Annotated in this window: 20 protein-coding genes and 2 pseudogenes; 13 read left to right on the forward strand and 9 right to left on the reverse strand. The window is 73.3% G+C overall.

Going from position 1 to position 20,982, the window contains the following annotated elements; translation table 11 throughout:
* The first annotated feature begins 50 nt into the window (after nt 1-50).
* The 8 genes and pseudogenes from pdhA (at nt 51) to QQK35_RS11620 (ending at nt 9,630) form a co-directional block, all read left to right on the forward strand.
* Nucleotides 51-1,250, forward strand: coding sequence for a pyruvate dehydrogenase (acetyl-transferring) E1 component subunit alpha (gene pdhA / locus QQK35_RS11585; RefSeq protein WP_284254303.1), 1,200 nt, complete (start codon nt 51-53; stop codon nt 1,248-1,250).
* Nucleotides 1,247-2,308 (forward strand): alpha-ketoacid dehydrogenase subunit beta, encoded by a 1,062-nt coding sequence (locus QQK35_RS11590; protein WP_284254304.1) that lies wholly within the window; start codon nt 1,247-1,249, stop codon nt 2,306-2,308. Before pdhA ends, QQK35_RS11590 begins: the two co-directional genes overlap by 4 nt.
* On the forward strand, nt 2,305-3,576 hold the full coding sequence (locus QQK35_RS11595) for a dihydrolipoamide acetyltransferase family protein (RefSeq protein ID WP_284254305.1): 1,272 nt from the start codon (nt 2,305-2,307) through the stop codon (nt 3,574-3,576). The genes QQK35_RS11590 and QQK35_RS11595 overlap by 4 nt, the downstream gene beginning before the upstream one ends.
* Nucleotides 3,577-3,587: 11 nt before the next feature.
* Nucleotides 3,588-5,195: a carboxyl transferase domain-containing protein gene (locus tag QQK35_RS11600; protein WP_284254306.1), complete on the forward strand. Its 1,608-nt coding sequence runs from the start codon at nt 3,588-3,590 to the stop codon at nt 5,193-5,195.
* Nucleotides 5,196-5,200: 5 nt separating this feature from the next.
* A pseudogene (locus tag QQK35_RS11605) lies at nt 5,201-7,128 on the forward strand (acetyl/propionyl/methylcrotonyl-CoA carboxylase subunit alpha).
* Nucleotides 7,125-8,318, forward strand: a complete 1,194-nt coding sequence (locus QQK35_RS11610; RefSeq protein ID WP_284254307.1) for an acyl-CoA dehydrogenase family protein — start codon at nt 7,125-7,127, stop codon at nt 8,316-8,318. Before QQK35_RS11605 ends, QQK35_RS11610 begins: the two are co-directional and overlap by 4 nt.
* Complete coding sequence (locus tag QQK35_RS11615; protein WP_284254308.1) at nt 8,315-8,827, forward strand: MaoC family dehydratase; 513 nt, start codon at nt 8,315-8,317, stop codon at nt 8,825-8,827. The genes QQK35_RS11610 and QQK35_RS11615 overlap by 4 nt, the downstream gene beginning before the upstream one ends.
* Complete coding sequence (locus tag QQK35_RS11620; protein WP_284254309.1) at nt 8,824-9,630, forward strand: HpcH/HpaI aldolase/citrate lyase family protein; 807 nt, start codon at nt 8,824-8,826, stop codon at nt 9,628-9,630. The genes QQK35_RS11615 and QQK35_RS11620 overlap by 4 nt, the downstream gene beginning before the upstream one ends.
* A gap of 1 nt (nt 9,631) precedes the next feature.
* On the opposite strand, the gene QQK35_RS11625 is transcribed toward QQK35_RS11620, so the two are convergent.
* From QQK35_RS11625 to QQK35_RS11650, 6 genes are all read right to left on the reverse strand, one after another.
* Nucleotides 9,632-10,933: an MATE family efflux transporter gene (locus tag QQK35_RS11625; RefSeq protein WP_284254310.1), complete on the reverse strand. Its 1,302-nt coding sequence runs from the start codon at nt 10,931-10,933 to the stop codon at nt 9,632-9,634.
* An 89-nt stretch (nt 10,934-11,022) separates the two neighbouring features.
* Nucleotides 11,023-12,009, reverse strand: a complete 987-nt coding sequence (locus QQK35_RS11630; protein WP_284254311.1) for a D-alanyl-D-alanine carboxypeptidase family protein — start codon at nt 12,007-12,009, stop codon at nt 11,023-11,025.
* A complete protein-coding gene (locus QQK35_RS11635; protein WP_284254312.1) occupies nt 11,967-12,395 on the reverse strand; it encodes a hypothetical protein in 429 nt (142 codons plus the stop codon). The genes QQK35_RS11630 and QQK35_RS11635 overlap by 43 nt, the downstream gene beginning before the upstream one ends.
* A gap of 72 nt (nt 12,396-12,467) precedes the next feature.
* Nucleotides 12,468-13,133 (reverse strand): nitroreductase family protein, encoded by a 666-nt coding sequence (locus tag QQK35_RS11640; RefSeq protein ID WP_284254313.1) that lies wholly within the window; start codon nt 13,131-13,133, stop codon nt 12,468-12,470.
* Complete coding sequence (locus QQK35_RS11645) at nt 13,030-14,004, reverse strand: LLM class flavin-dependent oxidoreductase (RefSeq protein WP_284254314.1); 975 nt, start codon at nt 14,002-14,004, stop codon at nt 13,030-13,032. Before QQK35_RS11645 ends, QQK35_RS11640 begins: the two co-directional genes overlap by 104 nt.
* Before the next feature lie 43 nt (nt 14,005-14,047).
* Nucleotides 14,048-14,869: an aldo/keto reductase gene (locus QQK35_RS11650; RefSeq protein ID WP_284254315.1), complete on the reverse strand. Its 822-nt coding sequence runs from the start codon at nt 14,867-14,869 to the stop codon at nt 14,048-14,050.
* 52 nt (nt 14,870-14,921) lie between these two features.
* Between QQK35_RS11650 and QQK35_RS11655 the strand changes: the two are divergent.
* Together QQK35_RS11655 and QQK35_RS11660 are read left to right on the forward strand one after the other, a co-directional pair.
* A pseudogene (locus tag QQK35_RS11655) lies at nt 14,922-15,678 on the forward strand (SDR family NAD(P)-dependent oxidoreductase).
* Nucleotides 15,679-15,739: 61 nt separating this feature from the next.
* The gene (locus tag QQK35_RS11660) at nt 15,740-16,741 is read left to right on the forward strand and encodes an HAD family hydrolase (protein WP_284254316.1); all 1,002 of its coding nucleotides are present in this window, start codon (nt 15,740-15,742) and stop codon (nt 16,739-16,741) included.
* Here QQK35_RS11660 and QQK35_RS11665 read toward each other — a convergent pair.
* On the reverse strand, nt 16,627-17,250 hold the full coding sequence (locus QQK35_RS11665) for a flavodoxin family protein (protein WP_284254317.1): 624 nt from the start codon (nt 17,248-17,250) through the stop codon (nt 16,627-16,629). The genes QQK35_RS11660 and QQK35_RS11665 overlap by 115 nt on opposite strands.
* Nucleotides 17,251-17,316: 66 nt before the next feature.
* A complete protein-coding gene (locus tag QQK35_RS11670) occupies nt 17,317-17,568 on the reverse strand; it encodes a DUF6953 family protein (protein ID WP_284254318.1) in 252 nt (83 codons plus the stop codon).
* Between the two features lie 116 nt (nt 17,569-17,684).
* On the opposite strand from QQK35_RS11670, the gene QQK35_RS11675 reads away from it, so the two are divergent.
* Nucleotides 17,685-18,134 carry a rhodanese-like domain-containing protein gene (locus QQK35_RS11675; RefSeq protein ID WP_284254319.1) on the forward strand — a complete coding sequence of 150 codons (450 nt, stop codon included), beginning with the start codon at nt 17,685-17,687 and terminating at the stop codon, nt 18,132-18,134.
* 38 nt (nt 18,135-18,172) lie between these two features.
* On the opposite strand, the gene ald is transcribed toward QQK35_RS11675, so the two are convergent.
* Nucleotides 18,173-19,273, reverse strand: a complete 1,101-nt coding sequence (gene ald, locus QQK35_RS11680; RefSeq protein WP_284254320.1) for an alanine dehydrogenase — start codon at nt 19,271-19,273, stop codon at nt 18,173-18,175.
* Nucleotides 19,274-19,413: 140 nt separating this feature from the next.
* Between ald and QQK35_RS11685 the strand changes: the two genes are divergently transcribed.
* Together QQK35_RS11685 and QQK35_RS11690 are read left to right on the forward strand one after the other, a co-directional pair.
* Nucleotides 19,414-19,875, forward strand: coding sequence for an Lrp/AsnC family transcriptional regulator (locus QQK35_RS11685; RefSeq protein ID WP_284254321.1), 462 nt, complete (start codon nt 19,414-19,416; stop codon nt 19,873-19,875).
* Nucleotides 19,876-20,004: 129 nt separating this feature from the next.
* Nucleotides 20,005-20,880, forward strand: a complete 876-nt coding sequence (locus QQK35_RS11690; RefSeq protein ID WP_284254322.1) for a hypothetical protein — start codon at nt 20,005-20,007, stop codon at nt 20,878-20,880.
* The last annotated feature ends 102 nt before the right edge of the window (nt 20,881-20,982 follow it).

Here is a 20,982-nt window from a genome sequence, read left to right on the forward strand (position 1 = left end):
AGGCTAGCAAGCAAGCGGCGTCTCACGCTACGCACTCTGTTCAGGATGCGGTGGCGATCTTGAACGGATCGGCGCATCGCGCGACGATGGAGACGCGACGCGACGATGCGGGAGGCGACGATGGCGAGGACGCCGGCGGAGATCGACGAGAGCGGTCTCGTGCAGCTGCTGAGCCCGGACGGCGTGCGGCGCTCCTCCCCGAGCACGACGCGCTCGCGGCGGAGCTCACCCCCGCCGCGTTGCTCGACCTGTACCGCGAGATGCGGATCCTGCGCCGCATCGATGACGAGGCCACCGCCCTGCAGCGTCAGGGCGAGCTCGGGCTGTGGCCGCCGGTGCGCGGCCAGGAGGCCGCGCAGCTCGCGTCGGCCCGTGCGCTCACCCCCGGCGACTTCGTCTTCACGAGCTACCGCGAGCACGGCCTCGCGCTGCACCGCGGCGTGCGCGGCGCCGACCTCGTCAAGGTCTGGCGCGGCGTCGCGGGCACGGGGTGGAACCCGCACGAGATCCGGCTCGCCACCCAGCAGGTCATCATCGGCGCGCACACGCTGCACGCGGTGGGCTGGGCGCTCGGCGAGACGATCGAGCGCGGCGAGCAGCATCCGGATGCCGCGGTCGCCTACCTCGGCGACGGCGCGATGAGCGAGGGCGATGTCGCGGAGGCGATGGTGTTCGCCGCGTCGTTCCGTCTGCCGGTGATCTTCTTCTGCCAGAACAACCAGTGGGCCATCTCCGAGCCCGTGACGCTGCAGGCGCCGGGCGAGCTCGCGGACCGCGGTCTGGGCTTCGGCATCCCGTCGGTGCGGGTCGACGGCAACGACGCGCTCGCCGTCTACGCGGTCACCCGCGAGGCGCTCGAGCGGGCGCACACCGGCGGCGGCCCGACGCTCATCGAGGCCGTGACGTACCGGATGGGTCCGCACACCACCGCCGACGACCCCACCCGCTACCGCACGGCGGAGGAAGTCGCGGCGTGGGCGGAGCGCGACCCGATCGACCGGCTGGCGGCGCTGCTGCGCTCGGAGGGCGTGCTCGACGACGAGGCTGAGCGGGAGGTCGCGGCGGCGGCCGACGCGGCGGCGGCCGAGCTGCGCGCCGGATGCGTCGCCCTCGCCGACCCGGAGCCGCTCGCCGTCTTCGACCACGTCTACGCCGAGCCCAACCGGACCATCGAGCGGGAGCGCGCCGAGTACCAGCGGTACCTGGCCGGTTTCGCGGACGCGAACGGATTCGTGGAGGTGGATCGATGACCCGACTCACGTTCGGCGGCGCGCTGCGCTCGGCCCTGCACCGCGCGCTCGCCGAGGACGACCGCGTCGTGCTCCTCGGTGAGGACATCGGGGTGAACGGCGGCGTCTTCCGGGTGACCGACGGACTGCAGGCCGAGTTCGGCCCGCGCCGGGTGATCGACACCCCGCTCGCGGAGGCCGGCATCCTCGGCACGGCGGTCGGGCTGGCGATGCACGGGTTCCGCCCGGTGGTCGAGATCCAGTTCGACGGGTTCGTCTACCCCGCGTTCGACCAGATCGTGTCGCAGCTGGCGAAGATGCATTACCGCACCGGCGGCGCGGTGACGCTGCCGATCACGATGCGGATCCCGGTCGGCGGCGGGATCGGCGCGGCCGAGCACCACTCGGAGTCGCCCGAGGCGTACTTCGCGCACACCGCCGGCATCCGCACGGTCGTCGCGTCGACCCCGCAGGACGGCGCGGTCATGCTGCGCCAGGCGATCGCCTGCGACGACCCCGTGGTGTTCTTCGAGCCCAAGCGCCGCTACCACGTCAAGGCCGAGGTCGACGAGCGGGTCGACCTGCGCACGGCGCTGCCGCTCGACCGGGCGCGCGTCGTCGCCGAGGGCACGGACGTGACCGTCGTCACCTACGGCGCGATGACGGGCGTGTGCCTGGATGCCGCTGCCGCAGCCGGCGACGAGGGCGTCAGCATCGAGGTCATCGACCTGCGCTCGCTGTCGCCGGTCGACTGGGAGAGCGTGGAGGCGTCGGTGCGCCGCACCGGCCGGCTCGTGGTCGTGCACGAGGCCGCGCGGCACGGCGGGTTCGGCGCGGAGATCGCGGCGACGCTGACGGAGCGGTGCTTCCCCTTCCTGGAGGCCGCGCCGGTGCGCGTGACGGGCCACGACATCCCGTACCCGGTCGCCAAGCTCGAGAAGCACCACCTGCCCGACCTCGACCGCGTGCTCGACGGGGTGGATCGCGTGCTCGGCCGGGTCGCGGCGTCGCCGGTGTCCGCCGAGCCCGCGCCAGCCACCGAGTCCCTCGCGGTGCGCACGCCGGAGCCGGTGCGATGACGACGCGGGAGTTCGTGCTGCCCGACCTCGGGGAGGGCCTGACCGAGTCGGAGATCGTGAGCTGGCGCATCGCCGAGGGCGACCCGGTCGAGCTGAACCAGGTGATCGCCGAGGTCGAGACGGCGAAGGCGCTCGTCGAGCTGCCCTCGCCGGTGACCGGCATCGTCGCGCGGCTGCACGCCGAGCCGGGCACGACCGTGAGCGTGGGGCAGCCGCTGGTGACGTTCGAGCTGGCCGACTCGGTGGGTGAGCCGGTCGCGCCCGCACCGGAGCAGCGCGAAGCGACCCTCGTGGGCTACGGCGCCGCCCCGGAGTCCGGCGACCACCCCCGCCGCCGCCCGCGCATCGAGACGCCGGCACCGGCTCCGGAGCACCGCGACGCGCACGAGCGCGTGGCGTCGACACCGCCCGTGCGGCAACTCGCGGCACGACTCGGGGTGGACATCGAGCACGTCACCGGCCATGGGCCCGACGGGCTCGTGACGCGGGAGGACGTCGAGGCGGCAGCGGCGGGTGGGGTCGCGATCCGCCCGCCGGAAGCGGGCTCCTCGACCCGCGAGGGCGGCCCCGAGGACAAGCGCATCCCGGTGCACGGGGTGCGCAAGCGCACCGCCGAGGCGATGGTGCGCAGCGCGTTCACGGCACCGCACGCGAGCGTCTGGACCACCATCGACGTCACCCCCACCATGGAGCTCCTGGAACGGGTGGGGGCGAGCCGCGACGCGGCCGGCATCCGGATCACCGTGCTCGCCGCCGTCGCCCGCGCGGTGTGCCTCGCGCTGCGCCGGCATCCGGAGCTCAACAGCTCGTGGGACGACGCCACCGGGCAGATCGTCGAGTACGCGCGCGTGAACCTCGGGATCGCGGTCGCGACCGAGCGCGGGCTGGTCGTGCCCAACATCCCGGATGCCGGCCCCCTCGGCCTGCTCGACCTCGCAGCGGCGCTCGGCGGGCTCACCGAGACGGCGCGGTCGGGCCGGACCGAGCCGGCGCGGTTCCAGGGCGGCACCTTCACGGTCACCAATATCGGCGTCTTCGGCGTCGAGGGCGGCACGCCGATCCTGAACCCGGGCGAGACCGGGATCCTCGCGGTCGGTGCGGTGCAGCGCCGGCCGTGGGAGCACGACGGCGACGTCGCGCTGCGCCAGGTGTGCACGCTGAGCCTCTCGTTCGACCACCGGGTGGTCGACGGCGAGCGGGCCGCGCGGTTCCTGCACGACGTCGGCGAGCTGCTCGCCGACCCCGCCCTCGCGTTCGCGCGGAACTGAGAAGATCGCGCATGACCGTCCTGACGACCTCCGTCGACCCTGCCGCCGCGGGCCCGGCCGCGAACGATGCGGCCCAGCGGGCGCTCGCCGGTGAGCTGCGCGAGCGTCTCGCGACCGCGGCGCTCGGCGGGCCGGCGAGCTCGCGCGAGCGGCACGTCGCGCGCGGCAAGCTCCTGCCGCGCGACCGCGTGGACCGGCTGCTCGACGAGGGCAGCCCGTTCCTGGAGCTCGCACCGCTCGCCGCGCACGAGCTCTACGACGACGACACCCCGGGCGCCGGCGTGGTCGCGGGCATCGGCGTCGTCTCCGGGCGGCTCGCGATGATCGTCGCCAACGACGCGACGGTCAAGGGCGGCACCTACTACCCGATGACGGTCAAGAAGCACCTGCGCGCCCAGGAGGTCGCCCTCGAGAACCGGCTGCCCTGCCTCTACCTCGTCGACTCCGGCGGCGCGTTCCTGCCGATGCAGGACGAGGTCTTCCCCGACCGCGACCACTTCGGCCGCATCTTCTACAACCAGTCGCGGCTGTCGGCGGAGCGCATCCCGCAGATCGCGGCGGTGCTGGGATCGTCGACCGCCGGCGGCGCCTACGTGCCGGCGATGAGCGACGAGACGGTCATCGTGCGCAACCAGGGCACGATCTTCCTCGGCGGCCCGCCGCTCGTGAAGGCCGCGATCGGCGAGATCGTGACCGCCGAGGAGCTCGGCGGCGGCGAGCTGCACTCGCGCGTCTCCGGGGTGACCGACCACCTCGCGGAGGACGACGAGCACGCCCTCGAGATCGTCCGGAGCATCGTCGCGACCCTGCCGCCCGATCCGGCGCCGGCCTGGCAGGTGCTCGAGTCGATCGACCCGGTCGTCGACCCGGAGGGCCTGTACGCGGCGGTGCCCGTCGATGTGCAGCAGCCGTCCGACCCCCGCGAGATCATCGCCCGCCTCGTCGACGGCTCCGCGTTCCAGGAGTTCAAGGCGGAGTACGGCACGACCCTCGTGACCGGGTTCGCGCACATCCACGGGCATCCGGTCGGCATCCTCGCCAACCAGGGCGTGCTGCTGCGCGAGTCGTCGCTGAAGGGCGCGCACTTCATCGAGCTGTGCGACCAGCGCGGCATCCCGCTGCTGTTCCTGCAGAACATCTCCGGCTTCATGGTGGGCCGGGATGCCGAGGCCGGCGGCATCGCCAAGGACGGCGCGAAGATGGTCACCGCCGTCGCGACCACGCGCGTGCCGAAGCTGACGGTCATCGTCGGCGGCTCCTTCGGGGCCGGCAACTACTCGATGTGCGGCCGCGCGTACTCGCCGCGCTTCCTCTGGACCTGGCCGGCGAGCCGCATCTCGGTCATGGGCGGCCCGCAGGCCGCCTCGGTGCTCGCGACCGTCAAGCGCGACCAGCTCGAGGCGCGCGGCGAGCAGTGGAGCGCCGAGGACGAGGCGGCGTTCCGCGAGCCGATCCGCGCCGCGTACGAGAAGGCCGGCGACCCCTATTACGCGACGGCGCGGCTGTGGGACGACGGCATCCTGGACCCCCTCGACACCCGCCGGGTGCTCGGCATGGCCCTCGAGGTCTGCTCGCGCACGCCGCTGCCCGAGCGCCGCTTCGGCCTGTTCCGGATGTGATGGCGATGACCTCCCGACCGTTCCGGACCGTCCTCGTCGCGAACCGCGGCGAGATCGCGGTGCGCGTGATCCGCACGCTGCGACGGCTCGGCATCCGGTCGGTCGCCGTCCACAGCGACGCCGACGCGGATGCCCTGCACGTCCGGATGGCGGACGAGGCCGTGCGCATCGGCCCGGCTCCCGCGGCCGAGAGCTACCTCTCGGTCGACGCGCTCATCGCCGCCGCGCGACGCTCGGGCGCGGAGGCGATCCACCCCGGGTACGGGTTCCTCTCCGAGAGCCCGGACTTCGCGCGCGCATGCGCCGAGGCGGGCATCGTCTTCATCGGTCCGGGTCCGGATGCCATGGCCATCATGGCTGACAAGATCGCAGCCAAGCAGACGGTCGCCGCGCGCGGCGTGCCGGTCGTGCCGGGCAGCGACGGCCACGGACTGGGTGACGAGGAGCTCGCGGCGGCGGCTCGTGACGTCGGCTTCCCGCTGCTGGTCAAGCCGGCCGCGGGCGGCGGCGGCAAGGGCATGCAAGTGGTGACCGCCGAGCCCGAGCTCGCCCCGGCGCTCGCCTCGGCGCGCCGGGTCGCGGCCGCCGCGTTCGGCGACGACACGCTGCTGCTCGAGCGGCTCGTCGAGCGGCCGCGGCACATCGAGGTGCAGGTCATGGCCGACCGGCACGGCCACGTCATCCACCTCGGCGAGCGCGAGTGCTCGCTGCAGCGCCGGCACCAGAAGGTGATCGAGGAGGCGCCGTCGCCGCTGCTGACGCCCGCGCAGCGCGATCGCATGGGGGCGGCCGCGTGCGAGGTCGCGCGCAGCGTCGGGTACGAGGGGGCCGGCACGGTCGAGTTCCTCGTGTCGGACGGCGACCCGGATGCCTTCTTCTTCATCGAGATGAACACCCGGCTGCAGGTCGAGCATCCGGTCACCGAGCAGATCACCGGCCTCGATCTCGTCGAGCTGCAGCTGCGCATCGCCGCCGGCGAGCCGCTGCCGCTGACCCAGGACGACGTCGAGCTCCGCGGCCACGCGATCGAGGCGCGCATCTACGCCGAGTCGCCCGAGCGCGGCTTCCTCCCGGCGACCGGCACCGTGCTCGACCTCGGCCAGCCGGCGGGGAGGGATGGCGCTGGGACAGCGCGCTGATCCCCGGTCTCGTGGTCACGGGCGACTACGACCCGATGCTCGCCAAGGCGATCGCGACGGGTGCGGACCGCGCGGAGGCGCTCGCCCGGCTCGACGGGATGCTCGCCGCCGGCCGAGTGCTCGGCCTCGACACGAACATGGGGTTCTTGCACGACCTCCTGGCGCTTTCCGAAATGCAGGAGGGGCGCGTGGATGTCGACCTGATCGACCGTCTGGGAGCCCCGGATTCCGGGAATTCCTCCGCCGAGGACCGCGCGGCCGCCTCGCTGGTCCTGCATTTCGGAAGAGCCGAGCAGGCAGGGTCGCCGTGGCGCGCCGACGGGTGGCGTGCGGGCCGCACGACCGAGGCGCCGGGCACGACGCTCACGCCGCTCGGCGGGACGGCGTACCGGCTCACGATCGACGGCCGCAGCGAGACGATCCACGCGGTCGCCGATCCCGACGGCGCCACGGTCTGGCTGCATCGCGACGGCCGCACCCGCGCGGTCGACGCCCCCGACCGCGCCACCGTCCTCGCCCGCCGGCTCGCCTCGCGCGAGCGCGCATCCGGGCCGGTCAGCCCCGAGGTCCGAGCGGCCATGCCGGGCACCGTCGTCCAGGTCGCGGTGCGCGACGGCGAGGTCGTCGAGGCCGGGGCCCTGCTCCTCACGGTCGAGGCCATGAAGATGGAGCACTCCCTCCTCGCCCCGCTCGCCGGCGTCGTGCGCATCGCACTGCTGCCGGGCCACCTCGTCCGACGCGACCAGGTCGTCGCGACGATCGAAACACCCGCCACACCCCAGGAGGTTCCATGAGCACTCTGCCCACGACCGCAGAGCTCACCCCGCAGCAGCAGAAGCTCAGCGACGACGTCCGCGCGTTCGCGGACGAGGTCGTCGCACCGCGCGCCTACCGGTACGACACCGATCGCACCCTGCCGATGGACATCATCGGCCGGATGGGCGAGATGGGGCTGTTCGGCCTGCCCTTCCCGACGGAGTTCGGCGGGCAGGGGCAGGACTACGTGTCGCTGTGCCTCGCGGTCGAGGCCCTGGCGCGCGTCGACCAGAGCCTCGCGGTGACGCTCGAGGCGGGGGTCGGGCTCGGCATGATGCCGATCTTCCGGCACGGCACGACCGAGCAGAAGGAGCGCTGGCTGCCGGATCTCGTGGCCGGTCGCGCCCTGGCCGGCTTCGGGCTGACGGAGGCCGAGGCGGGCTCCGACGCGGGGGCGACCAAGACCACCGCGCGCCTCGCCGACGGCGAGTGGATCATCGACGGCACCAAGCAGTTCATCACCAACTCCGGCACGCCGATCACCTCGCTCGTCACGATCACGGCCGTGACCGGGGAGTCCGAGCGCGCCGACGGCTCCATCAAGAAGGAGCTCTCGTCGATCATCGTGCCGACCGGCACGCCGGGGTTCCGGGCCGAGCCGGGCTACGACAAGGTCGGCTGGCACACCAGCGACACCCATCCGCTCACGCTCGACGACGTGCACGTGCCGGAGTCGTACCTACTCGGAGAACGCGGCCGCGGCTACGCGAACTTCCTGCAGTCGCTCGACGAGGGGCGCATCGCCTTCGCGGCGCTCTGCGCGGGGGCGGCGCTCGGCTGCTTCGAGGAGGCGCTGCGCTACGCGAAGACCCGCAACGTGTTCGGCCACTCGATCGGATCGAACCAGCACATCGCGTTCAAGATCGCCCGCATGCAGGTGCGCGCCCATTCGGCACGGCTCGCGTGGATGCACGCGGCGCGGAAGATGGTGAACGGCCGGCCCTTCAAGGCGGAGGCATCCATGGCCAAGCTCATCGGGTCGGAGGCCGCGATGGACAACGCGCGCGACGCCGCGCAGATCTGGGGCGGCTACGGGTTCCTCAACGAGAACGCGGTCGCGCGGCACTACCGTGACTCGAAGATCCTCGAGATCGGCGAGGGCACGACGGAGGTGCAGCTCATGGTGCTGACCCGCGAGCTCGGACTCGCCACCGCGGACGGGCGATGACGGGCGCCGGTGACGCGGGCGCCGGGGCCGAGCGGGCCGGCGAGGGCCGCACGGTCGAGCAGCGCGGCCTCTGGTTCGAGGAGTTCGAGGTCGGCACCCGCTACCTGCACCGCCCGGGGCGCACCGCGACCGAGGCCGACAACACCCTGTTCACGACGCTCACGATGAACACGCAGGGGCTGCACCTCGACGAGGCGTGGGCCGCGACGACCGAGTTCGGCGGCCGGCTCATGAACTCGATGTGGACGCTCTCGACGATGGTCGGCGCCTCGGTGACCCAGCTCACGCTCGGCACGATCGTCGCCAACCTCGGCTTCACCGACGTGACGTTCCCGCACCCGCTGCGGCCGGGCGACACCCTCTACTCCGAGACGACGGTGCTCGACAAGCGGCTCTCGAAGAGCCGGCCGGGCCAGGGCATCGTGACCCTGGAGCATGTCGGCCGCAACCAGCACGGCACGGTCGTCGGTCGCGCCATCCGCACGACCCTGGTCCGGACCGCACCGTGAGCCTCGCCCTCGGGCCGGCTCTGCTGTTCTGCCCGGCCGATCGCCCCGATCGCTTCGCGAAGGCGCTCGAGCGGGCCGATGCCGTGATCCTCGACCTCGAGGACGCGGTGGCTCCCGGGAGCCGGGATGCCGCCCGGGAGGCGCTGACCACGACCCTCCTCGACCCGGCGCGGGTGATCGTGCGGGTCAACGAGACCGGCTCCTCCGACCAGGGGGCCGACCTCGAGGCGGTGCGCGCCGCCGGCTACCGAACGGTGATGGTGCCGAAGGCCGATGCCCGGATGCCGCCCCTGCCGGGCCTCGACGTCGTCGCGCTGTGCGAGACCGCGGCCGGCGTTCTCGACGCGCGGGAGCTCGCCGGGCGCGAGGGCGTCGTCGCGCTCATGTGGGGTGCCGAAGACCTCGTGGCGTCCCTCGGCGGCACCTCCAGCCGGGATGCGGCGGGCGCCTACCGCGACGTCGCCCGGCACGCGCGCTCGACGGTGCTGCTCGCGGCGGCCGCGGCCGGCATCCCCGCGATCGACACGGTGCACCTCGACCTCGCCGACCTCGAGGGCCTGGCGGCGGAGGCCGAGGACGCCGCGGCCGTCGGTTTCGCGGCGACCGCCTGCATCCACCCCTCGCACGTCGACGTGATCCGCCGCGCCTACGCACCCACCCCCGAGGAGATGGCCGAGGCCCGCCGCATCGTGGATGCCGCCCGCGAGCACGGCGGCGTGTTCCGCCTCGACGGCCGCATGGTCGACGGCCCCGTCATCCGCCACGCGGAGTCGATCCTGCGCCGCGGTCCCGTTCGGGATTGAGCTACGCCGGCGCCCCGCGCCCCGCGGTCGGGACTCCCGTCACGATCCACCTCGTCCCCCGCGCCCGCAGCGACAGGGTCACGCATCGTGCCGCGAGGTACCCGACGCAGAACGCGAGCTGGATCGCCAGGATCGCCGGCGCCCCCGCGGGCACGAGCGCCGCGAGTGCGAGCAGCGGAGCGAACACGGCGAGGTTGAGCACACCGGTCCAGGCGAGGTAGCGCACGTCGCCCGCGCCGATGAGCACCCCGTCGAGCACGAACACGACGGCCGCGAGCGGCTGCGCCGCCGCGAGCACGATGACGCCGGGCACGATCGCCGCGCGCACGTCGGGGTCCGAGGTGAACACGGCGCCGATCACCGGCGAGACGGCCCCGAGCCCGACGCCGAGCGCGATCGCGGTGACGGCGCCCCAGCCGAGCAGGCGCCGCAGGACCGCCCGCACCCGCGGCACGTCGGCGGCGCCGAGCCCGTGGCCGATGAGCGCCTGGCCGGCGATCGCGAAGGCGTCGAGAGTGAGCGCCATCGTCGAGAACAGCGTGAACAGCACCTGCTGAGCCGCGAGCGTCGTGGTGCCGTCGGCCGACGCGACGGCGATGGTGGCGACGAGCGCGACGCGCAGCGAGAGGGTGCGCACGAGGAGCCAGCCGCCCGTGAGCGCGGATGACGAGACCCCGGCGAGCCCGGGTCGCAGCGTCGTGCCCTCGCGTCGCGCGGTCCGGATCGCGATGACGACGCAGGCCGCCGCCATCCCGGTCTGCGCGACGACGGTGCCCGTCGCCGAGCCGGCGATGCCCCAGCCGACGCCGTAGATGAGCACGGCGTTGAGACCCGCGTTCGCCGCGAAGCCGACGACGGCGATCGCGAGCGGCGTGCGGGTGTCCTGCATCCCGCGGAACAGCCCGGTCGCGGCGACGACGACGAGCATCGACGGCAGGCCGAGCAGCGCGATCCGCAGATAGGTGACGGCCGCCACAGTCGTGGGCGCGGACGCGTCGAACAGCCCGGCCAGCGCGGGTGATGCGACCCAGCCGGCCGCCGCGAGCACGACGCCGATGCCGGCGGCCAGCCACATCCCGTCGATCCCGGCGCGGACGGCGCCCGGCCGGTCGCCCGCGCCGAGGCGCCGCGCGACGGTCGGCGTCGTCGCGTAGGCCAGGAAGATGAGCAGGCCGATGGCGGTCTGCAGGATCGTGCCGGCGATCCCGAGGGCCGCGAGCCGGGCCGGGCCGAGGTGCCCCACGAGCGCCGTGTCGGTCGCGAGGAAGAGCGGCTCCGCGACGAGCGCACCGAGGGCGGGCACGGCGAGGGCCGCGATCTCGCGATCGAGGGGCAGGCGGATGGGCAGAGTCGGCTCCTGGTCTGGCGTGATCTCAGCCTCCCACGGCGTCCCTACCTCCCGAGCTCGAACGGGTGGGTGAGCCGCCACCAGGCGGTCGGTGGCCGGATGGCGCCCTTCAGCACCACGGGCGCGGTCGCGGTGTTCGGTCCGGCCTTCCACGTCACGGTGCCGACCCGCTCCCCGTTCCTGCCGGTCGTCAGGGTCGTCGTCGTCATGCTCGCCGTGATCTTCGTGTTCGACCAGACGAGCATCGTCGGGCTCGCCGCGAGCACCATGCGCGCCGATGATCCCCACGGCGTCGAGTACGTGCCCACCACGTCGCCCTCGTGCCCGAGGGGCACGTGGTGGAACCCGGCGGCGATCCCGTCGAGCAGCGCCTCGACGTCGCCGTCCACCTGGCTGCGCGTCGCGCCGCCCAGCTCGACGCCGATGACCCTGAGCGGCGTCGGGGTGCCGACGTCGAGGCTCGCCGAGTAGAGCAGGTCCGATCCGGAGGGGTCGAGGGTGCCGGTCTTGATGCCGTCGACACCGTGCGAGCCGAGCAGGTCGTTGGTGCCGGGCATGCCGCGCAGGTCGTCGGCCGGCACGTCGAGCTGCGTCTTCCCGACGATCGACGCGATCGCCGGGTCGGCCATCGCGAGCCTGCCGAGGGCGATGAGGTCGGCGGGCGTGCTCGTGTTGGCGGCGTCGATGCCGGTCGGCTCGACCATCCGGGTGTGCGTCATCCCGTGCGCGGCGAGCCAGGCACGGGTGGCGGCGAGGAACGCGCCCTCCGAACCGTAGGCCCAGTCGGCGAGCGCCTCCGCGTAGTTGCAGGCCGAGACGACGAGCATCGTCTCGAGCGCGTCGTGCTCGCTCAGGATGCTGCCGGTCGGCATGGGTGCGATCGTCGCGTTCTGCACGTAGTACTTGTCGTACAGCGCGTGGTCGGCCTTCGAGAAGGTGATGCGCGGCCCGGGGTCGGCGGCGCTCGCCAGGGGCTTCGCCTTCAGGATCACGAGCGCCGTGATGAGCTTGCTGATCGACGCGATCGGCACGGCGGCGTCGCCGTGCGCCTGCCAGACGCCGCTCGCGCCGGCACCGAGGTAGGCGTCCGCGCCGGCGACGCTGACCGCGGCCTCGCCCTGCGGGGGAGGGCGATCTCGGCCGCGGCGGGGGTCGGAACGGCCGGGGGATGGAGCGTGGAATCCGCCCGCCCGACCGGCGCGTTGAGCGTGAACCCGGCGTACGACCCCAGCAGCGCGACGACCACCACGGTGACGATCAGCGTGGCGATGAGCGCGAACCGGCGCCGCCGTCGGCGACGGGCGGGGTCGACCGGCGGGCGCTGCCGCGGAAGCGGGCCGGCCGTGCCGCGCGGGCCGGAGCGCAGGAGTTCGGCGAGCTCGGAGATCCCGTCGGACGGTTCGTACCGCGATGCCATCGTCGGCCTCCCCGCCCGGATGTGTCACGACTCAGACGCGTTGCTGAGTTCTGATCATGCTAACGCGATCGCTCACGCCCGCTCCCGGCGCGAGCCGTACGCCTCCCAGTGCACGACGTCGGCGACCGGCTTGCGCCGCGGCTGGGACCAGCGCCCGCCCTCGGGGTAGCCCATCGGGATGAGGCACATCGTCAGAGCGTCGTCGGGCAGGCCGAGGAGTGCGCGCACGTCGTCCTCGTGCGCCCGGTAGAGCGTGGTCAGGTTGGTGCCGACACCGAACGCGCGTGCCGCGAGGAAGAGCTGCTGCACGGCGCCGTAGATCGACGAGCCGAGCCGCGGGTCGGTGGAGCCCGCGGCGCCGAGCAGCACCGGGATCACCCAGACCGGAGCCTCGGCGAGGTGCTGCGCGAGGTGCTCCGCGCCGAGGAACGCCTGCGGGCTCATCGGCAGCTCGCCCGGCGCGGCGGCGAGGAAGCGCTCGCGGTGGGAGCCGTACGCGGCGTTCCAGCCCTCGAGGTACCAGGCGGCGATGCGGTCCTTGGTGTCCTGCTCGCGCACGACGATCCATGCCCAGGTCTGCGCGTTGCCGCCGGAGGGACCGCGCACCGCGGCATCGAGCACGGCCCAGAGGACGTCATCCGGGATCGGCGTCGTCGAGAGGCGGCGACGCGCGGGGGTCGAGTGCAGGGCCTCGAGCACGGGGAGGTCGTCGGGAACGCGGATGTCGGGAAGGGTCACGCCCCCAGTCTCGTGCCGCGATCCGGGCCGCGCTGTCCATCCACCGATCGAGGTCGGCCTCGTGCGCGAGCGACTGGAGCAGCACCGTGGTGGCGCCCGCCTCGACGAGAGCCGCGACGCCCGCGGCGACCGCCTCGTCGTCGCCGACCGCGGCGGTGCGGCGCTCGCCCGCGAGCCCCCACGCGTCGAACTCGGCCTCCATGCGCTCGGCCGATCCGTGGCCGAAGTCGGTCATCAGGAAGACGACGATCTCGTGCTGCCCGCCGCGTCCGGCCGCGGTGCGTGCGGCCCTGATCCGCTCGACGGCCGTGCGCACCATGTCGGGACTCGTGCCGGTCGTGAGGATCGTGCCGTCGGCGACCTCGCCGGTCACCCCGAGCGTCTTCGGCCCCTCGCCCGCGGCCAGCACCGGGACCGGTGCGGCGGGCGGCCAGTCGAGTCGCACGTGGTCCAGCTGCACGTACCGGCCGTCGACCGTGACCTCCTCGCCCGCGAGAAGACCCCGCAGAGCCGGCACGTACTCGCGCATGAGCGTGAGCGGCGAGGCCGCCCGGGCGCCCACCTGCCCCATCCAGTCGAGCACGCCGTGCCCGACGCCGAGGCGCAGCCGGCCGGGGAACAGCCGCTCGATCGTCGCGGCCTCCATCGCGAGCGCGGCGACATTGCGCAGCGGCATCGGCAGGATGCCCACGCCGATCCGGATGCGCTCGGTCGCCGCGAGCGCGGCGGTCACCGACGCGATGCCGCCCTCGCGGAAGCAGTCCTCGAAGACCCAGAGCTCGGCGATTCGCGCCCGCTCCGCGCGCTGGGCGGCCGGGCGCAGGCGCTCGGGCGGGAAGGACGGCTGGAAGATGACGCCGAGGGATGCCATGGGCCGAGTCTGCACCGGCCCGATGACAGCCCCCGGCGAGGACTCAGTCGACGGTGTTCGACAGGGCGTCGAGCGTGGCGACGTCGTCCGGGGCGATGTCGAAGTCGAGCTCGCCGTTGGCGCGGATGCGCTCCGGCGTGACCGACTTCGGCAGCGGCAGCACGCCGTGCTCGAGCAGGTAGCGGATCGACAGCTGGGCGACGCTCACGCCGTACTTCTCGGCGAGGGCCGAGAGGCGCTCGTCGTCGAGCAGCTTGCCCGTCGCGAGCGGCGAGTAGCCCTCGACGAGCACCCCGTGCTCGGCGCACCACGCCGTGGTCTCGGGTTGCGTGTTGCCGATGAACCAGCGGATCTGGTTCGCGTGCGGGGTGATGTCGGTCTCGGAGCCGAGCGACTCGAGGTCGGCGACGTCGAAGTTCGAGACGCCGATCGAGCGCACCTTCTTCGCGTCGTACAGCTCCTCGAACACCTTCCAGACCTCGATGTTGCCGGCGCGGTGGTCGGAGCCGATGGCCGTCCACGGCCACGGCGCGTGGATGAGGTAGAGGTCGATCACGCCCAGGTCGAGGGTCTGGATCGACCGCTCGAACGCGGCCCGGGCGCCCGCGGCGTCCTTGATCTCGGCGCGCAGCTTGGTCGTGATGAAGATCTCGTCGCGGGGCACCCCGCTGTCGCGCACCGCCCGGCCCACGCTCGCCTCGTTGCCGTACGCCGCCGCCGTGTCGATGTGGCGGTAGCCGGCATCCAGCGCGGTCCGCACGGAGTCGTAGGTCTCGGGGCCGTCGGGGATCTGCCAGGTGCCGAAGCCGATCTGCGGGATCTGCACGCCGTTGCCGAGGGAGAGGGTGTCGGTGAGAACGCTCATGGCTCGACGCTACGCCCTCGCGGCCGAGCGCTCGGCGGCGGAGAATGGGCCGATGCGGATCGACGACGCGGTGGCCGTGGTCACCGGGGTGCCTCGGGCCTCGGCGCGGCGACGGTGCGGACGCTCGCCGCCCATGGGGCGCGGGTGGTGGCCCTGGATCTGGCCCGCAGCATCGAGGGTGCCGACGACATCCCGGGCGTCGAGTACCGCGAGGCCGACGTGACCGACGTCGACGGCCTCGGTGCGGCGATCGAGCACGCCGCGTCGCTCGGGCCCCTGCGGGTGCTCGTGAACTGCGCGGGCATCGGCCCCTCCGAGCGGGTGCTCGGGCGCAAGGGCATGCACGACCTCGCGCTGTACGCGCGCGTGGTCGGCATCAACCTCGTCGGCACGTTCAACGCGCTCGCGCTGTGCGCCGCCGAGATGGCGAAGACCGAGCCGGTCGACGCCGACGGGCAGCGCGGCGTCATCATCAACACGGCCTCGGTCGCGGCGTTCGACGGGCAGGTCGGCCAGGCCGCGTACTCGTCGTCGAAGGGGGCGTCGTCGGGATGACGCTCCCGGCCGCCCGCGATCTCGCGCAGCACGGCATCCGGGTCGTCACGATCGCGCCCGGCATCGTCGACACGCCCATGATGGCGACGGTGAGCGACGAGTTCCGCGCAGGACTCGAGGCGAGCGTGCCGTTCCCGGCGCGGTTCGCACGACCCGCCGAGTACGCGCGGCTGGCCGTCTCGATCATCGAGCAGGACTACCTCAACGGCGAGGTCATCCGCCTCGATGGCGCGCTCCGGATGCCGCCCCGCTGAGTCATACGGACGTCGGCTGCGCGTTCGGAACGCCGGCGTGCCCGGCGCCTAGCGTCGCCCCATGGCCCTGCGCGCGATCCTGTTCGACGTCGACGGCACCCTCGTCGACTCCACCTACCTCCACGTCGACGCCTGGCAGCGCGCCTGCGCCGCGGTCGGACGCCCGGTCGACGCCTGGCGGGTGCACCGGGCGATCGGCATGGACTCCGGCGGACTCGTCGACGACCTGCTGGGCGACGCGGCCGGCGAACTCGGCGACGCGGCGAAGGACGAGCACGCGCGGCTGTTCGCCGGGATGCGCGAGCGCCTGCGTCCGCTGCCCGGTGCCGTCGAGCTGCTCGGCGCACTGCGCGAGCGCAGACTGACCGTCGTGCTCGCGACCTCCGCGCCCGAGGACGAGCTGGCGATGCTCCGCGACGCGCTCGGGCTGGCGGAGGGCGAGGTGCCCGAGACGAACGCCGACGACGTCGACGTCGCGAAGCCGCATCCCGGCATCGTGCAGGTCGCGCTCGAACGCGCCGGCGCGGCCGCCGACGAGGCGGTGCTCGTCGGCGACGCGACCTGGGACATGATCGCCGCGGGGCGGGCGGGGTCCCCTCGGTCGGAGTGCGGTGCGGTGGGGTCGGTGCCGACGAGCTCACGGCGGCGGGCGCCTCCGAGGTGGTCGACGATCCGGCGGAGCTGCTGCGGCGCCGGTGGCCCTGACATCCGGCGACACCCGGACGTGGACGCGCCCCGGGCGGGAATCCCGCACCGGGGCGCTCGTCGTCGCGATCGGACCGGCGAGGTGAGCACTGCGCGCCGCCTCTGCCCCACCGGTGGAGGCCGATGCCCGTGTCGGGCACCTCCGCAGCCGAATGTCATGCGACGAAGCCGTCTCCATCATGACCCGAGCCGGGCACGGGCACCAGGGGGTGTCCGGCTTCGCAGGTGGCTCCCTGCTGAGCGCTATCCGGCGGGATACGGGGAGGCCGCCAGCAGCCGAGCGAGGTGCGCGGCGTTGCGCGTCGCCGTCGCGATCGTGGAGGCGACGGCCTCCGGTGTCTCGGGCAGGTCGTTGTAGTCGGTCGATCCCATCGCCTCGCCGTTCCAGTAGGCGACGCCCTGCGACGGGATGCTGAACCCGACGTCGTCGAGGGCCTGGAAGACCTTGGCGGTGATCAGATGCGCGCCGTCCTCGTTGCCGACGACGCCCGCGATCGCCACCTTGCCCTCGACCAGCGGACGACCGTTCTCGTCGGTCTCGGAGAGCTCGGCGTCGAGGCGTTCGAGCACGCGGGCCGCGACGCTCGACGGATGGCCCATCCATGTCGGGGTCGCGAGCACCAGGATGTCGGCGCCCGGCACCCGCGCGCGCAGCGCGGGCCACGCATCCCCGTCGCCCATGTCGGCCTCCACGCCGGGCTTCACGTCGTGATCGACGACGCGGATCAGGTCGCCCCTGACGTCGTGCCGGGCGAGCGCGTCGAGCAGCTGCCGCGCCATGCGCTCGCTGCTCGAGGGAGCGGGCGACGGCTTGAGGGTGCACACGAGCGCGACGGCGCGGAGGGGCAGGGGATGTTCGGCTGTCATGCCGCCAGTCTTCGAGCGCGGTGCGGCTTCCGGGCGCCCTCCCACCGGACATGCAGCAGGCCCCGCTCAGGGGATCGGAGCCTCTTCGGCCCGCGCGCGCAGCGACTCCCAGTAGGGGGACTGCCAGCGGATCAGGCCGGCGTGCCGGCGGCGGAAGGCGGCGAGCACGGGATCTGAGAAGCGCATGCCCTGCACCCCCACGACCACCCAGGCGCCGCCGAAGCGGGCGAGACCCTCGCGGGCGAGTTCGGCATAGTGCACACGGCCGCGCTCGTGGATCTGCTCGATCATCCACTGCGCCACGTCGTACTGGTTCACGTCTCCAGGGAGGTTAGGCAACTCGTCGGGAATGCGGAGAGGGCTTGACAGATCACCGGTGCATCGGGCATACGGTCGGCGCGCTCGACGTCGCGGGACGCCGCTAGCCTCCGTGCATGACCGACGCTCCCGCCGCCGCGCTCGACACCGATCACATCGCGCACCTGCGCCGGCGACTCGACTGGGAGACGGATGCCTCCGACGTGCACGCGGCGCAGGAGGCGAGCCGGCCGTTCGTGCTCGTCGACACCCGCGGCGACGCCGCGTGGGCGCAGGGCCGCGCGGTCGGGGCGGTTCACCTGCCCACCGCGAGGATCGCCGACGAGGCGCCGGGCGCGATCCCGCTCGACCTGCCGGTCGTCGTCTACTGCTGGGGCCCCGGATGCAACGGGTCGACCAAGGCGGCGCTGGCCTTCGCGCTGCTCGGCTACCGGGTGCGGGAGATGATCGGCGGCTTCGAGTACTGGGCTCGGGAGGGGTATCCGGTCGAGGACGACGCCGGCCGCGTGCACCGGCAGGTCGACGCGCTCACGGCGCCGACCGCCGGCGTCGCCTGCGACTGCTGAGCCGGGCGCGGCCCGCCCGACCGCGCGCGAGCGCCGCGTCAGTCCGTGGCGTCGAACGGAAGGTCCAGCGCCCGGGCGACGCCCTCGTTGCGCACGGTGCCCGCGCGGGTGTTCAGACCGCGCGCGAGGGCCGGGTCGGCCGCGAGCGCCGCATCGACGCCCTGGTCGGCGAGGGCGAGCACGTAGGGCAGCGTCGCGTTGGTGAGCGCGACGGTCGACGTGTGCGCCACCGCGCCGGGCATGTTGGCGACGCAGTAGTAGGTCGAGTCGTGCACCATGAACGTCGGGTCGTCGTGGGTCGTCGGGTGGCTGCCCTCGAAGCAGCCGCCCTGATCGATCGCGATGTCGACGAGCACGCTGCCGGGCTTCATGCCCGCGACCATGTCGTCGGTCACGAGCTTGGGCGCCGCCGCGCCCGGGATGAGCACCGATCCGATCACCAGGTCGGCCTGCTGCACGAGCTCGGTGATCGTGTACTGGGTGCTCAGCGCGGTCTCCAGGCCGGGGTGCGCCGCCTCGAGCTGACGCAGCCGCGGGATGTTGACGTCGACGACGGTGACGAGCGCGCCGAGGCCGAGCAGGTTGGTCGCGGCGTGCTCCCCGGCGACGCCGCCGCCGATGACGACGGCGCGGGCCTTGCGGGTGCCCGCGACACCGCCGATCAGGATGCCCATGCCGCCGTTCGGCGCCATCAGCTGGGCCGCCCCGACGTAGCCGGCGAGCCGGCCCGCGATCTCGCTCATGGGCGCGAGCAGCGGCAGCGATCGGTCGGCGAGCTGCACGGTCTCGTAGGCGATGCCGGTCGTGCCGGCGTCCAGCAGCGCGGTGGTGAGCGCCCGATCGGCGGCGAGATGCAGGTACGTGAAGACGACGAGATCCGGGCGCAGGTGCCCGTACTCCGACTCGATCGGCTCCTTGACCTTCAGCAGCAGTTCGGCCCGGTCCCACACCTCGGTCGCGGTGTCGAGGATCGTCGCGCCGACCGACGCGTACTGCTCGTCGGAGATGCCGGATGCCGCCCCGGCGCCCGTCTCGATCAGCACCTCGTGCCCGCGGCGGGTCAGCTCGTGCGCTCCCGCCGCCGTGATCGCGACCCGGCTCTCGTTGTTCTTGACCTCACGGGGGATCCCGACGCGCATCTTCGCGCTCCTCTCGACGCTCCCAATCTGGTGAGATGGGCGATGAGACACCAGAGACGCCGAATGATCTTCGGTGAAATCGGAGAAGAGGCGACCATGCCGTCGGAATCATCCCCCCACTCGGCGTTCGGCGCAACGACGTGCGGCGCGATCCGGACGCGATCGACCGACGCCTCCTCGAGCTGCTGCGCGACGACGCCCGGATGCCGAACGCGCGCCTCGCGGCGGAGGTCGGCCTCGCGCCGTCCAGCTGCCTCGCCCGGGTCCGCGCCCTCGTCGACGCCGGGGTCATCGCGGGGTTCCATGCGCAGCTGGATCCGCGGGCGCTCGGCCTCGGGCTCGAGGCGCTCATCAGCGTCAACATCCGGTCGGGGGCGCGGCAGACGATCGCGGCGTTCGCCGAGGAGGTGCGGGCCCTGCCCGAGGTCACCCAGGTCTACTTCCTCGGCGGAGCGGAGGACTTCATCCTCGACGTCGCGACGCGCGACAGCGATCATCTCCGCGAGTTCGTCGTGGAGAACCTGTCGAGTCATCCGTCGGTCGCCTCGACCCGCACGAGCGTCGTGTTCGAGCACACGACACCGGGCCTGCGGATCGGCTGACCCGGCGGCGCCGACGCCCCTAGAAGGGGGTGCTCCTGCGGCCTGTCGTGCTCGGGTGCACTGGCATAGTTCAATCCGAGGGTCGCTCGGGCGCTGTCGCCGCGACCCGGACGAGAGGAACAGCCCCCGATGTCTCACCCGAACCCGTCCGGCACGCTCCGTACCGGCTCCGTCGTGCTCGCCCTCACTGGAGCGGCCGCGCTCGGTTTCGGGTATTACGCCCTCCTGATGCCGAGCCTTGCCGCGATGCTCGGCATCTCGGCCGCGTCAGCCGGCATCAGTCTGATCCTGTTCATCGCCGGCATCGTGGTGATCGCCGCCGCGATCGTGCTGAGCCCGGTGACGGTCCGGCTCCGCGCCTCGGGCGCGATCCTCGCGGCGGTCGGCGTCCTCCTGTCGTTGCTCGTCGGCTTCGTCGGCGGGCACCTGGCGGTTCGCTTCAGCATGCTGGCGGCGGGAATCCTGGTCGGAGTCGTGCTCGCGGGCCTGATGTGGGCCCTCGGTCTGCGCGGGCGGGCGTTCGCCTGGCTGGCGTTGCTCGCGGTGCCAGTGCTCGTCGGCGCGGCCGTCCCTTCCTTCGCGCTCCTGCTGATCGCGGAGTTCCTGATGGCGATCGTCGCTGCCCTGATCGTCGGCCTCGGCCTCCTCGGCGAGCGCTCCCGCGCCGCACGCGACGCGACGGTCCGGGAGCGCGGGGCGGCGGCGGAGCAGCAGGACATCGCGCAGCGCGCCGACGAGATCCGCAAGTGGGAGGAGGCCTACGCGCTCGCGCACGACGGGCAGAAGCCTCCCGCCGGCTTCATGCCGCCGGTCGTGCAGTCCCGGCCATCGGGAGGCGTCAACACGATCGCGGTGCTCGCGCTCGTCTTCGCGATCCTCGGCTCCATCGTCGGCCTGATCCTCGGCTACGTCGCGCGGGCGCAGATCCGGAGGACCGGTGAGGGGGCGCGGGCCTCGCCCTCGCGGCGATCATCATCGGCTGGGTCGAGGTCGGCATCGGGGTAGTGGTCGTCGTCGCGTATGTCGTCGTCATCGCTGCGGCGGTGAGTCACTGAACGGTGGCGCGCCTCGGCGCGCCTCGGCGGCGCCGCGAGTGCCCCGCGTCCT

Source organism: Pseudolysinimonas kribbensis, from assembly GCF_030161895.1.
GTDB classification, from domain to species: Bacteria; Actinomycetota; Actinomycetes; order Actinomycetales; family Microbacteriaceae; genus Pseudolysinimonas; species Pseudolysinimonas kribbensis.